Source organism: Sedimenticola selenatireducens, from assembly GCF_007625115.1.
Lineage (GTDB): Bacteria > Pseudomonadota > Gammaproteobacteria > Chromatiales > Chromatiaceae > Sedimenticola > Sedimenticola selenatireducens_A.
Genome location: NZ_VMNH01000011.1, coordinates 18,818 through 32,956, shown reverse-complemented (window position 1 = coordinate 32,956; position 14,139 = coordinate 18,818). Strand labels below are relative to the sequence as shown.

11 protein-coding genes are annotated in these 14,139 nt (G+C 52.4%); 9 read left to right on the top strand and 2 right to left on the bottom strand.

Annotated elements, in window-relative coordinates:
* Positions 1 to 138: 138 nt before the first annotated feature.
* Together FHP88_RS10725 and FHP88_RS10720 are read right to left on the bottom strand one after the other, a co-directional pair.
* Positions 139 to 1,209: a hypothetical protein gene (locus FHP88_RS10725; RefSeq protein WP_144359067.1), complete on the bottom strand. Its 1,071-nt coding sequence runs from the start codon at positions 1,207 to 1,209 to the stop codon at positions 139 to 141.
* On the bottom strand, positions 1,206 to 2,177 hold the full coding sequence (locus tag FHP88_RS10720; protein ID WP_144359065.1) for a hypothetical protein: 972 nt from the start codon (positions 2,175 to 2,177) through the stop codon (positions 1,206 to 1,208). Before FHP88_RS10720 ends, FHP88_RS10725 begins: the two co-directional genes overlap by 4 nt.
* Positions 2,178 to 2,309: 132 nt before the next feature.
* Here FHP88_RS10720 and FHP88_RS10715 point away from each other — a divergent pair, with 132 nt between their 5' ends.
* From FHP88_RS10715 to FHP88_RS10675, 9 genes are all read left to right on the top strand, one after another.
* Positions 2,310 to 3,542 (top strand): glycerate kinase type-2 family protein, encoded by a 1,233-nt coding sequence (locus FHP88_RS10715; protein ID WP_144359063.1) that lies wholly within the window; start codon positions 2,310 to 2,312, stop codon positions 3,540 to 3,542.
* Between the two features lie 44 nt (positions 3,543 to 3,586).
* Positions 3,587 to 4,207, top strand: coding sequence for a LysE family translocator (locus FHP88_RS10710; protein ID WP_144359061.1), 621 nt, complete (start codon positions 3,587 to 3,589; stop codon positions 4,205 to 4,207).
* A 199-nt stretch (positions 4,208 to 4,406) separates the two neighbouring features.
* Positions 4,407 to 5,384: a TRAP transporter substrate-binding protein gene (locus FHP88_RS10705; protein WP_335341579.1), complete on the top strand. Its 978-nt coding sequence runs from the start codon at positions 4,407 to 4,409 to the stop codon at positions 5,382 to 5,384.
* A 46-nt stretch (positions 5,385 to 5,430) separates the two neighbouring features.
* Positions 5,431 to 5,952, top strand: coding sequence for a TRAP transporter small permease (locus tag FHP88_RS10700; RefSeq protein ID WP_144359059.1), 522 nt, complete (start codon positions 5,431 to 5,433; stop codon positions 5,950 to 5,952).
* 1 nt (position 5,953) lies between these two features.
* Positions 5,954 to 7,258 carry a TRAP transporter large permease gene (locus FHP88_RS10695; protein WP_144359058.1) on the top strand — a complete coding sequence of 435 codons (1,305 nt, stop codon included), beginning with the start codon at positions 5,954 to 5,956 and terminating at the stop codon, positions 7,256 to 7,258.
* 25 nt (positions 7,259 to 7,283) lie between these two features.
* The gene (locus tag FHP88_RS10690; RefSeq protein WP_144359056.1) at positions 7,284 to 10,928 is read left to right on the top strand and encodes a hydantoinase B/oxoprolinase family protein; all 3,645 of its coding nucleotides are present in this window, start codon (positions 7,284 to 7,286) and stop codon (positions 10,926 to 10,928) included.
* A complete protein-coding gene (locus tag FHP88_RS10685) occupies positions 10,915 to 11,538 on the top strand; it encodes a LysE family translocator (RefSeq protein WP_144359054.1) in 624 nt (207 codons plus the stop codon). The genes FHP88_RS10690 and FHP88_RS10685 overlap by 14 nt, the downstream gene beginning before the upstream one ends.
* A gap of 225 nt (positions 11,539 to 11,763) precedes the next feature.
* Positions 11,764 to 12,279, top strand: a complete 516-nt coding sequence (locus FHP88_RS10680; RefSeq protein WP_144359052.1) for a winged helix DNA-binding protein — start codon at positions 11,764 to 11,766, stop codon at positions 12,277 to 12,279.
* A 559-nt stretch (positions 12,280 to 12,838) separates the two neighbouring features.
* Complete coding sequence (locus tag FHP88_RS10675; protein ID WP_144359051.1) at positions 12,839 to 14,029, top strand: nickel-dependent hydrogenase large subunit; 1,191 nt, start codon at positions 12,839 to 12,841, stop codon at positions 14,027 to 14,029.
* Positions 14,030 to 14,139: the final 110 nt, after the last annotated feature.

Genomic DNA, 14,139 nt, shown 5'->3' with positions numbered 1-14,139 from the left:
TAAGACCGAGTTGTAATTATTTTTAAAGTACTTGCCCGAAGTATAACAATAAAATGGTTGTCTGCCCCTAATAGCAAGCGTAACGGCGATAGACGGCCGGAGGCGTGTGCTGCATCGCACTTCTTCAGAATGACGTTTCTACTCGCCGCGGGCTTCCGGCAGCACGGGTACCAGTTCATTCCCCCCTTCCTGGAAATAGTAGTCATACTGACCGTGCAGGTGGGATGTGAGACTCCAGGCTTCTGTGAAGGTCAATCCACTATTCTCTGGGAAAATAACCTTGATATAGAGTCCGCTCGCCTGTTTTTGTTTAAGATCAGTCAGCAAGCTTTCCAGTTTTGCCTGGGAGATGGGGCTGTAGCCCTCTTTATCCTGGGTCTGATACTCAACAATGACGCTATCGGCGGGTTTGGTATAGCGGACCTCAACCAGATAGCGGCCCGCAGGTGTACGCGCCGGTCTAACCAGTTTGTCATATTTCAATTTCAGCCGATCAAAGTCACTCTTCAGGCTGCTTAGTTGCCGGCCACTTTCTCTTTCAGCGACTCGTGATGTCAACAGATCCCCTGTCTGTGTGTTGTATCGCTGTTGTAGTAAGCGAAGCTGTTCTTGGGTGGCGGCATGATCGGTTTCAAGGTTTTTAAGTTCAGCTCGTGTCGATGCTATTTCAGCCTGGAACTGTATGAGCTGACTCTCTGTTGAGCGTAATGTCTGTTGTAGTTCAGTCAAGATTTGCTGCTGCTGCGCAAGCGCCGCCTGGCTTTTAGTCAGTCGCTGATTCAGGGTGTAGTTTTCTGCATTTAACTGATCGCGTAGCAGTTGCAGTGACTCTTTTTCAGCCTGGAGGGTTACGATGTCTCGGTGTTGCAGATCGATCGTGCCCGCCTGTTTCAGTCCCTGCTCCTCCATCTGCATCAACTGCATGCGCAGCATGGAGTTATCATTCTCTGCAGTGAACAGCTTCAGCGCCAGGCTCTCCTTCTCTTCACCGGTCACCTTGGCCAGTTCCATGGCTGTGCGTTCAGCCTCCATGGTGGAACGCAACTGGTTGACCAGTTCAATATTTCGTAACAGCAGCACAACCATCGCGATAACAAAGATCATCACGATTACGGTCATTATGTCGGTAAAGGACGGCCAGAAACTCTCCTGGTTCTGGCCATCCTGACGGTTCAACCGCAGATCAACGAAGCTGCTGTCCGGGTTCATAGATCCTCGTGCAACCTGAAGCCATCCCGGAGAAGTTTCTTGATATCTTCCATCTCCTGTGTGACCGGCTGAATACGGTCGTCGTAGACCTTATTGACGGCATTACTGATGCATTGCTCCAGTGATTCGATGTTGCTCTGAGAATTCTGCATCTCATTGGCCAGGTTCTGAAATGAGGACTGCGAGGCTTCCATCTTGCTGATAAGGCTCTGCAGTGAGCGGATCAGACCGCTGAATTCAAACAGGACGCTCTCGGTCTGAATTTGGAATCGGGGCATCAGGTGGGTAGCGGTGACTTGCTCAATGCCACTGATCAGGTTGGTTTGTACATCAGTCAACTTCATATAGAAGTAACCGAAGTAGATGTAGCAAACTATCGCGGTTATCGTGGTTGAAAGTGCCGTGGACATACCATGAATGATCAGGCCCATTCCGTTTACGTTGACGGCCGACGCTAGCAGGTCTGATGCACCGATCAAGGCAATAGAGAGCGAAACAATGGTGCCAAATACGCCGGTTAAGATCAGTGTATTGTTAATGAATTTAGGTAGACTGTTGCGCGTGCTCTCTGAGGCAACCAGTGTTGTCGCCAGGGCATTGTGATTAATCGGGGTGTTGGCATTGCTCAGGACCTCCAGGTTGCGATAGCGCCTGGCGATCATGCGATTTTCAGAGATCTCGTAGATGGGGTCGACCTTGTCCCGAAGATTACGCATGAACTGAATCAGTGCACGCTCTTCCAGGCTATAGCTGAGCAGGATGCCGATGATCCTGAGTAGGCCCAGTACGAATAGCCCGACAATGGCGCCGTTGATGATGAGACCCGTCGGCGTTAACTGATCTCTGAAGTAGATATCATTAATAAAATCCAGCTTCCAGTAGAGTAGCCCGGCAACGATGGCACCGAGGACTAGCATGCGAAAGAGGATGTTGCGGCTGAAATAACGGCGTATCTGTATACTTTCCAAGTGTATTCCCCATGCGGTTCCCAAGCCGGCGTGAGCTTCAGCTTATCATATCTGGGTCTGGGGGATAGAATGGACCTTTTTTTATGCTGGCATAGAGTCAGTTCATAGCTCGTTCAAAACAGGAGTTGCTCCATGCTCGATATCGCACGTGCCCGAATCGATCTGCTGACTGTCTTTCAAGCGGGCCTGGCGCGTGTTGATGGCCGGGAATGCGTCAAGGAGACACTCAAAACCTTACAAGGAAACATTTCACTGGTGGCGATTGGAAAGGCCGCTCAGGCAATGACCCAAGGGGCCGTTGATGTGTTGGGTCACCGGGTAGTGGATGGGCTGGTGATCTCCAAGCCAGGGCATCTGGACCTTGATTGGTTAGCGTCAAAGGGGCTGAAAGGGTTGCAGGGTGGTCATCCGGTACCTAATGCGTCTAGTCTGGTGGCGGGCGAAGAATTGGTTCGCTATATAGAGGCGTTACCGCAAGATCGCCAAATGGTGTTTTTGATTTCAGGTGGGGCTTCCAGTCTGGTCGAGCGCTTACGGGAGTGTGTTGACCTGGCCCATTTACAACGAATCAATAGCTGGTTGCTCGGAAGTGGTCTGCCCATCGATGCAATGAACCGGGTGCGTAAATCAATCTCATGCATCAAGGGAGGTGGGTTGATTAATACTCTTGGGGGGCGTCCTGCACGTGTGTTGTTGATCTCTGATGTGCCGGGTGATGATCCTGCTGTGATCGGGTCGGGCTTGCTTGTTCCACAGCAGGCAGCGGCTGATGATCTGCAGGATCTCCAGTTGCCAGATTGGCTGCTAGAATGTCTACCCGAACCGACTGACCCTGCCGTGGAGGGGCTAACGCATATCCAGGTGGATATTGTCGCTTCACTGCGAATGGCCCGTGAAGCGGCGGCAGAAAAGGCGCGTGAGCTGGGCTACGTGGTTTCGGTATACCATGCCCATATCGGCGGCGATGTAGAGGTTGTTGGACGACGATTAGCCTATGAGTTACGCGATGCCTGGCCTGGATTATATATCTGGGGTGGTGAGCCGACGATCAAGCTTCCAGAACAGCCAGGGAGAGGGGGGCGAAACCAGCACCTGGCCCTCTCTGTGGCAGGGCAGATTGCCGGCAATCGACATGTCTGCTTTCTTTCTGCGGGAACGGATGGTGGGGATGGTCCTGGTGAGGATGCCGGTGCCGTGGTGGATGGTGCAACGATCAGCCGAGGCAGTCGAGCGTCCGGTTTGGATTATGAGGTGTGTTTGCTGAAGGCGGATAGTGGTACCTTTCTTGAAGCCAGTGGCGACCTGATCAATACCGGCCCAACCGGAACCAATGTGATGGATTTGATGCTCGGAATCAAACTTTGAACACTGCTCAGCGCAAGGTCGTCGCCATCTTATGAGGATATGTGATGTTTGAAGTCGCTACGATTTTGTTGTTTGTTTCATCAGCAATCCTGTTGGCCTTGTCGCCAGGGCCAGATAACATCTTTGTCTTGACCATCTCGATCTCTAGGGGGCCGCTGGCGGGTATCACAACGACTCTGGGTCTTTGTAGTGGGCTGGTAGTCCATACGCTTGCGGTAGTCCTCGGTGTGGCGGTGTTTATTCAGGAGTCAGCTCTGGCGTTTTCTCTGCTCAAGTTGGCCGGCGCGCTCTATCTGGCGTGGTTGGCGTGGAAGATTTTCAGGGCGCCGGCTGAGGAGCTGGTGTCATCGACCAGTAGCGAGAGCTATAAGCGGCTTTACTTTCGCGGGGTGTTGATGAACATCATGAACCCAAAAGTATCACTCTTCTTTCTCGCCTTTTTGCCTCAATTCGTCAATCCCCAATTGGGTAGTGTGACCTTGCAGATTGCACTGCTGGGTTTGATGTTTATGGGCAGCGCCTTTGCGGTATTTGGCCTGATCAGTCTCGCCGCAGGTCGAATTGGCCGCTTTCTTCGCAAAGGTAAAGGTGCCTTGATTCTCAATCGCCTCAGTGGTTTTGTGTTTGCCGGGCTGGCAGTTAAGCTGTTGTTATCTGAGCGTTAATACATATCTGTTGAGGGTGTCGGTGATTGCTTGTCTCTGCCATCTTCTTTATTAGAATATATCCAACTAGTTGTTTTAAAAGCACTTAATGAGGCACTTTCTTGACAGGGGTGGTGGTCTCTACTATGTTTATGCATACGATTTATCTATAAATCGCATATAAAACGAAATTATAATACCCGGATAGGAGGAGTTGCCCGTGAAGAAGATCCTGTTAGATCGAATACTGGTTCCCGTTCTCTGCAGTGTGCTTTTCAGTGGTTTGGCCATCGCCGCTACGCAATGGGATATGCCAACCCCCTATGGCGATGGGGTACACCACACCAAGAATGTGCGGCAGTTTGCTGCGGATGTGAAAAGTGCGACCAATGGGGAGCTGGATATCACCGTTCACTCGGGTGCCTCACTGTTCAAGCACCCGGAGATTCATCGGGCGATCAGGAGCGGTCAGGTCAGCATTGGTGAGATGTTTATGGGCTTATTGGGTAACCAGGATCCTGTGTTCAAGGTCGATAACATTCCTTTCCTGGCCAGTGATTTTGAAAGTACTCAGCAGCTGTGGAAGGCAAGCCGGCCCCATGTTGAGAAGAGTCTGGCCAAAGATGGTTTGCAGTTACTCTATGCGGTGCCTTGGCCACCCCAAGGGTTCTATACCAAAAAAGCGGTCTCTTCTGTGAAAGATTTCGAAGGGGTCAAGATGCGTGCCTATAGTCCGACTACGTCACGTCTGGCGGTTTTGCTAAAGGGCGCACCCACCACGGTCCAGACGCCAGAGATTCCGCAAGCCTTTAGTACGGGTATCATTGATGCCATGGTCACTTCACCCTCCACCGGTGTGAGCAGTCAGGCATGGGACTTTGTTGGTCACTATACCGATACTCAGGCGTGGATTCCGAAAAATATGGTCATTGTTAATGTGCGTGCGTTCAAACGTCTATCCGCAGATATGCAGAAGGCTGTATTGGATGCGGCTGCCAAGGCGGAGGCGCGAGGCTGGGAGATGGCTGTCACTGAAACGGCTGAAAAGACGGCCACGCTGAAGGAGAAGGGGATGCAGGTCAGTTCTCCCGCAGATCAGTTCAAGGCAGAATTGAAAGCGATCGGTCGCATTATGGGGGATGAGTGGGCCAAGGAGGCAGGTGAGACTGGAGCAGATATTCTCAAAGCGATGAAATAGTGGACAGGCGAACGGGTGACCCGGTTACCTGTTCGCCACTCTAGCCATGCGTCTATTACTCGACAGACTCTATCTAACGGCGGGCATCGTTGCCGGTATCTGCCTAGCGTTCATGGCCATGCTTATTCTGGCGCAGATTGTTGGTCGCTGGTTTGGTGTGGTCATTCCATCCACTGAAGATTTCTCAGGCTTTCTGCTGGCGGCCGCAAGCTTCCTGGCGTTGGCCTATACGCTGCGTAGCGGTGGTCACATCCGGGTCAACCTTGTGATTACGCATCTACAGGGGCGTGTTCGATATATGATTGAGGGCATGGTCTTGCTACTGGCGCTGACCCTGATTAGCTATGCGGCCTGGTCTGTCCTGTGGCTTGTTATTGAGTCCTATCAGTTTGAAGAACTGAGCCAAGGTTATATTCCAGTGCCTCTCTGGATACCCCAGGTACCGATGGCTTTGGGTCTGATTATTCTCTCTATAGCCGTGTTGGATGAATTGATCCTGCTTCTGCGTGGTCGGAAACCGCTGTATATGCAGCATGATGATGCGCTGATACAGAGTGAGGGTGAATGAGATGGATCCTCTGCTGCTTACACTGATTCTCACGCTGTTGTTGTTTGGTCTGTTGGCCAGTGGACTCTGGGTTGCCATTACCTTGTTCCTGGTAGCCTTCGTTGGCCTGGTGCTGAATGAGACCGGTAATATCGGCTTGATCATGGCGACTACAACCTGGGGTGCCTCGTCCAGTTGGACATTAACGGCCCTTCCTCTGTTTATTTGGATGGGAGAGATTCTGTTCCGTACCCGACTGTCCGAGGATCTGTTCAGTGGTCTGGCGCCTTGGCTGAATCATCTGCCTGGCCGGCTGCTGCATGTCAATATTTTAGGCTGTGGCATCTTTGCAGCCGTCTCTGGCTCATCCGCTGCGACCGCCGCGACGATCGGTCGTATGACGGCACCGGAACTGGAGCGGCGTGGCTATGATGAGCGGATGTCGCTTGGCACACTGGCGGGGTCGGGCACGCTGGGTCTGCTGATTCCACCCTCTATTATCCTGATTGTCTATGGTGTCTCTGCTGAAGTCTCTATTGCCCGATTGTTTGTCGCGGGGGCATTACCGGGGCTGATGCTGATTATGTTGTTCATGGGCTATACCATGATCTGGGCGCTGTTGAACCACAGTAAGATGCCACCCGCTGAACCGGATATGCCGCTCGTTCAGAAGTTCAAGGCCTCAATGAGTCTGTTCCCGGTGATTGGCTTGATCCTGTTTGTGTTGGGATCAATCTATGGTGGGTTGGCCACGGCGACCGAAGCGGCTGTCTTCGGTGTATTTGGCGCGCTGGTCCTGTCCTGGTTAACAGGAACGCTGACCCGTAAGACCTTCATGGCCAGTCTCATGGGGGCGACCCGTACCAGTTGCATGATTGCGTTCATTCTGGCGGGTGCAGCGTTTTTAACCATTGCGATGGGATTTACTGGAATTCCCCGGGCGTTGGCTGAATATATCGCCACGCTGGGCCTTTCACCTTTGGGTCTGATTGTTGTCCTGACCCTGTTTTTTGTCTTGCTTGGCTGTTTCCTGGATGGCATCTCAGTGGTGGTGCTGACCACCTCGGTGGTGTTGCCGATGGTGGAGCAGGCTGGTATTGATCTGCTCTGGTTTGGCATCTATCTGGTACTGGTGGTGGAGATGTCCCAGATCACACCGCCGGTCGGTTTCAACCTGTTTGTGTTGCAGGGATTAACCGGTAAAAACATCCTGCTAATTGCCCGTTATTCGTTACCGTTTTTTCTATTGCTGCTGATCGCGGTAGTACTGGTTACGGCCTTTCCAATGATTGCCACCTGGTTGCCTGCATTGATGACCCGGGGTTAATACGCTGTCTCAGGAATGATGATTTATGAGCGATGTTTCAGAAAATGTGAATCACTGTGCTGATAGTAAATGGCAGTTCTGGATTGATCGAGGTGGCACCTTTACCGATGTGGTAGCGCGCAAGCCTGATGGTGAGTTGGTGACCCACAAGTTGTTGTCCGAGAATCCAGCACAGTATCGGGATGCAGCCATTCAGGGTATACGTGACCTGTTGGGTGTGGCAAAGGATCAGCCTCTTCCGGCAGAGACGATTGATGCAGTCAAAATGGGCACTACGGTAGCCACCAATGCCCTGTTGGAACGTCAAGGCGAGCCAACGCTATTGGTGGTGACCAAGGGCTTTCGTGACGCGCTGAGAATTGGTTATCAGACGCGACCGGATCTATTTGCACTGGATATAGAGCTGCCAGAGATGCTCTATAGCCAGGTGCTTGAAGTTGATGAGCGTGTGGATGCACAGGGCGAACTCATCAAGGGCGTGGATGAAGCGGAAGTGCGCATAGGATTGCAGCAGGCCTATGATCAGGGCGTGCGAACCCTGGCGATCCTCTTTATGCATAGCTATCGCTATCCCACCCATGAACTGCAGGTGGCACAAATTGCAAAAGAGATTGGGTTTAGCCAGGTCTCTGTCAGCTCGGAAGTGAGCCCTTTGATGAAGCTGGTTAGTCGGGGTGATACCACGGTGGTAGATGCCTACCTTTCACCTATTCTGCGCCGTTATGTAGAGCAGGTTGCTGCTGCATTGGGCGGTATGCAGGAGTCCGGGGGACGTCTGCTGTTTATGCAGTCAAACGGCGGTTTGACCGATGCCTATCGTTTTCAAGGAAAGGATGCCATTTTGTCGGGCCCTGCCGGTGGCGTGGTGGGCATGGTGCGCACCGCCGAGGCGGCCGGTTTTGATAAGCTGATCGGATTCGACATGGGTGGTACTTCCACCGATGTCAGTCACTATGCCGGTGAGTATGAAAGAGCCTTCGAAACCCAAGTGGCGGGTATCCGGTTACGGGCGCCCATGATGCTGATTCATACCGTCGCAGCGGGTGGTGGATCGATGCTGCAGTTTGATGGATCACGTTTTCGGGTTGGACCGGAGTCTGCCGGCGCCAATCCTGGCCCGGCCTGTTACCGCAATGGTGGGCCACTGACAGTGACCGACTGCAATGTAATGCTTGGAAAACTCCAGCCAGATCATTTCCCCAGGGTGTTTGGTCCAGAGGCCGATCAGCCACTGGATGTGGACATTGTTCGACAAAAGTTTTCAGCGATGGCCGAACAGATAAACCAGGCGACGGGTGACCAGCGCACGCCTGAACAGGTCGCGGAAGGTTTCCTGGCGATTGCCGTTGAGAATATGGCTAATGCCATCAAGCGGATCTCGGTGCAGCGTGGTTATGATGTCTCTGAATATACCCTCTGCTGTTTCGGAGGGGCGGGTGGACAGCATGCCTGTCTGGTAGCGGATTCTCTGGGGATGAAACGGATCTACCTGCACCCTTACTCAGGGGTACTGTCTGCGTTTGGTATGGGGTTGGCCGACCGTCGGTTGATGCGGGATCAGGCGGTGGAAGCGTCCCTTGAACCAGATCTTATGGCTGAACTAAAGCGGGGGCTTGAGGCGTTAGAGGCAGAGGGTGTGGCAGAGATGCGGGTCCAGGGCGTTGCGTATTCTGCTATCCGGTGTGAGCAAAAACTGCACCTGCGTTACCAGGGTTCAGACACGGCGCTGCTGGTGAATTTTGCAAACCTGGAAAAGATTCAGGCGGAATTTGAGCAGGCCCATCAGCAACGTTTCGGATTTACGTCGCCTGAAAAAACATTGGTTGTAGAAGCGATTCAGGTAGAGATTATCGGTGCCGGTGAGCAGCCAGATCTGTCCAGCGTTAATGCCTGTGATAAAACGGAACTGCAGATTGGTGCCATGCATACCACCCGCATGGCAGGTGATGTTTGTGATACAGCTTTTTATGACCGGGACCAGCTCCCCTGTGATGAGCCAGTATCAGGGCCTGCGGTGCTGGTGGAGCGCACCGGGACGATCGTTATCGAGCCGGGCTGGCAGGCGACCCTGACCCCGGATAACAACATTGTGATGGAGCGCTACCTGCCGCTGCCGGAACGAGTGGCTATCGGCACCCAGGTTGACCCGGTGATGTTGGAGATCTTCAATAATCTGTTTATGTCCATTGCTGAGCAGATGGGTATGGTGCTGGAAAATACGGCCGCCTCGGTCAATATCAAGGAGCGGCTCGACTTCTCCTGCGCGGTGTTTGATCTGCAGGGTGATCTGATCGCCAATGCGCCCCATATGCCGGTTCATCTGGGTTCCATGAGTGAGAGTATCAAGACCGTTATCCGGGAGCGAACCGGCACGATGCAACCGGGTGATGCCTATCTGTTGAACGATCCCTATAACGGTGGCACCCATCTGCCGGATGTGACCCTGATAAAGCCGGTATTCAATCCGGCGGGTGATCGAGTGATTTTCTATGTCGCATCCCGTGGACACCATGCCGATATTGGTGGTACGACGCCCGGTTCCATGCCGCCAGATTCAACCTCGGTTGAACAAGAGGGGATCCTGATCAACAACGTCAAGCTGGTCGATCAGGGGCGCTTCTGTGAGCAGGAGATACGTACTCTGCTGGCCAGTGGTCCCTGGCCCGCACGCAATATCGACACCAATATTGCCGATTTTCAGGCCCAGCTCGCGGCCTGCGAAAAGGGTGTGCAGGAGTTGATGCGCATGGTAGATCACTTCGGCCTTGAGGTGGTGCATGCCTATATGGAGCATGTACAGGATAACGCTGAGGAGTCTGTGCGACGGGTACTCGATGTGCTCAATGATGGCGAATTCTGCTATCCCATGGATGATGGTCACCAGGTTTGTGTGAAGATTACCTTGGATAAGCCGGCGCGCCGGGCAACGATAGATTTCAGCGGTACCAGTGGGCAGCATCCGGGTAATTACAATGCCCCTGCGGCGGTCTGCCGTGCGGCTGTACTCTATGTATTCCGCTGTCTGGTGGGCGACATGATTCCGCTTAATGAAGGCTGCCTGAAACCACTTGAGGTGATTATCCCAGCGCACTCCATGATTAATCCCGATTATCCGGCGGCGGTAGTGGCCGGTAATGTGGAGACGTCACAGGTGATTGTGGATACCTTGCTGGGTGCCTTGGGTGTGGCGGCTGGGTCTCAAGGGACCATGAATAATTTCACCTGGGGAAATGCTCAGTATCAATATTACGAGACCATTTGTGGTGGGGCTGGCGCTACCCGTCAGCGGCCCGGCACCTCGGCCGTGCATACCCATATGACCAACTCCCGGCTGACCGACCCGGAGGTGCTGGAGTGGCGTTTCCCAGTGCGGCTGGAGTCCTTCTCTATTCGTCACGGCTCTGGTGGCGAAGGGAAGCATCGGGGTGGTGATGGGACGATTCGTCAGGTACGCTTTCTTGAAGCCATGACGGCCAATATCCTGGCGGGTCATCGTTCGGTGGCCCCCTACGGATTAGCCGGTGGTGGCTCGGGACGGGTGGGGCATAACACTGTTGAGCACCGCGATGGCCGGGTCACCGAATTGGCGCATCAGGGGCAGGTTGAGATGAAACCCGGTGATCTGTTTATTATTGAGACCCCAGGAGGAGGGGGCTATGGGGCTGACTGAGTATCTGGCATTCCTGTTGATTGCGATTGTGGCTACGGCATCACCGGGACCAGCGGTGTTACTGGCCGTGACCAATGCCGTCACCCATGGTATCAAACCCACCGTCATTGCTATCCTGGGTAATGTGTTAGGGGTGATTCTCCTGGCGGCAGTAACCTCTGCCGGTCTTGGCGCCTTGATGCAGACCTCTGAATTAGTGTTTCAGTTAGTCAAATGGGTCGGGGGGATCTACCTGATTTACCTTGGAGTACGCTTGTGGAAGATGCAGGTGACGCCTGTGCCAGAGTCTGGTGCAACCCGTAAATCACCCACTCCGAGACAGCTATTCCGGCAGGCATTTATTGTGGCGGTCACCAACCCGAAGGCGATCGCGTTTATAACAGCTCTGTTTCCCCAATTCATAGAACCAACGGCTTTGATGGCACCGCAGTTTGCCTTGTTAGCCGGCACCTTTGGCCTGCTCTCATTTCTATTTTTACTCGGCTATGCGTTGCTCGCCAGTCGATCCAGCCGTTGTTTTTTGAAGAGTCACCTGATGCGGCGATTTAATCGTGTGTCGGGTGGTCTGTTTGTGGGACTTGGTTCCTTGCTGATAACGACAGAGCGTTGATCTGATGATGGTCTGCAGGACTGGGGTCAGAGTCAAGCCGATCCATACTTTATAATACTGGCTGGACTGCAGTGAGCGGCGTGACTCTGACCCCCGGTAGAACGGCTGCATCTATTAACCAATAAACGTGAAGTCTTTTCATTGAGTCTGGTGCCGGGTTGGTGACGACAGAGCGTTGATCAGCGTGCTAGTCTGGGATTAGATTTTCGCCGTAGGTATTGCCTGATGTCAGAAAAAAAGAAACAGCCGATTGTATCCTCTTCACATCTTGTCTCTGAGAAGAGTACCGAACTCAGTGAGCTAGAGTATGGCCTCATCATCGCCGGTAATGCATTCAATCGCTGGATTGAACGCTGCATGACCGCTAGTGGCATGCCGGATCTCAATCCAACCGATATTCTGATACTCCACAATGTTAATCATCGTGGCCGGGCCAAAAAGGTCGCGGATATCTGTTTCAATCTCAATATTGAAGACACCCACACGGCCACCTACTCGCTGCGTAAGCTCAGCAAACTGGAATTGGTGGAGACCGAACGCCAGGGTAAGGAGAACTTTTTCTCGACGACAGTAAAAGGGGAGGCGCTTTGTCTCCGTTATAAAGAGATTCGTGAGGATTGCCTTGTTGACTCACTCGGTATTCTGGGGGCGGGCAATCAGGAGATCGGTGAGTTGGCCAAGGTGCTGCGTTCACTCTCAGGGCTTTATGATCAGGCAGCGCGTGCCGCATCGTCTCTCTAAGGGCAGGGTCAGAGTTAAGGCGAACCAGGTTTTCATAATACTGGCTGGACTGCAGTGAGCGACTTGACTCTGACCCGGTAAATAAGTCGTTATCTGAATAGCTACTATATAGAAGGCATCTCGTTCTGGTTATTCTCCTTTCGTGAGTCAGCAGCGCTAATCCCTTCAAATTGCCCTAGAGCAAGTAAACTATCCATTTATTGCGCTAAACTGGTTATCAAGTTACCGGTTAGTAGGTTTTCATATTTTTTAATTATGCTGCTCATTCTACTAATTACTCCCAGATAAAGGATTCGTATGGAGTCTTATATCGGTTGGTTTTGATCATTGATGAGATCATTTGTATCCCTTTAACTAACTGAATATAAGGGAATATATCTTTATTACAGGATCTTTTAGTCGGTTTTTAATGAAAGGAATATGGTGCTGGTTAATCGCTTTGCAGCAGGCCTCGGTGCTTTAGTCGAGTGGAATGGTTATGGCTGGCCTGTATTTTGCTCTACTTCAATCACCCGGGCTTGGGTATAACAATCTGTAATCTGGAGGGCTAGGTTGGCTCATGGGTAACGGTAGTGACAATATAGAAGGGCGTTTGGATATCCATATTCGGTTGGTTGATGGGGCTATTACGGATGTGGCTATCCAATCCTCCCGTCCTCTGCTCACGCCCCGAATTTTCACTGGCAAGTCTGTGGAGCATTTGCTTACCACCTTGCCTCTGTTGTACAGCATTTGTGGTACAGCCCAGGCCAATGCTGCGGTTACAGCTTGTGAGCAGGCGTTGGGCATTGCTCAAGAGCCCATCTGTACAAAGGCCAGAAGCCATCTGGTCTCTCTAGAGACCGCGAAAGAGCACCTCTGGCGCGTACTGCTGGATTGGCCTGATCTGCTTGGACTCTCGCCGGAAGCAACGGGTGTTGGCGAAACCATGCAGCTTATAAAGCGCTATCGACTCGCTTGTTATCCGAATGAGCGACCCTTTTTTCCGGGTGTTCACCCAGCGGCCGGGTTTGATGGATCAGCCGCAGGTTTAATCGTTGAACTGGAAACCTTGTTGGAGCAGCGGTTTTTTGGAATGCCAGCCGCAGAGTGGCTGGCCCTTGGTTCATATGATGCGTTGTTGCAATGGGCTGATCAGGTGGATACACCGGCCGCTGCCATGCTGCAGTTTGTTCAGACCAAAGAGTGGAATTCACTGGGCGCGGCCTCTATTGCATCATTACCAAACCAGTCCCACGGATTTTATGACCAACAGTTGGATGATGTGGAGGCTGATCAGTTTATAGCTGCCCCACAAATTGACGGTTGTTGTTTTGAGACATCACCCTTTACTCGGGTTCAGGATCATCCCCTGGTTGCAGCGGTATGCGCGATTGATGGGGCTGGGCTCTTTACCCGGCAGCTTGCAAGGCTGGTAGAGTTGGCCGGTATACCAAGCTATCTACGAAACACGGAAGAGCCGGTTCAAACGGATGATCCGAATAAGCAGTTGTCGGAAGGCGTGGGCATTGCCCAGATAGAAGCGGCCCGAGGTAGGCTTATTCATCGTGTCGTAATGGACAATGAGTTAATAACACGCTACCAGATCCTGGCTCCAACAGAGTGGAATTTCCATCCATCTGGTGTGGTCGTTGAAAGTTTAAAGGTATTGAATGCGGATTCAATTGATCAGTTGAAACAGCAGGCAGCCTTTTTGATTAATGCGATTGACCCCTGTGTGGGTTATGAGTTGCACATCGAGCCGCGGTAGGGTGGGCACGTATTCTGTGCCCACACAGCTTTATGATTCGGCGCAAACGCGTGGGCACAAACAACGTGCCCACCCTACGCGCTACAGAGATGTATCGAACGACTGGCCAT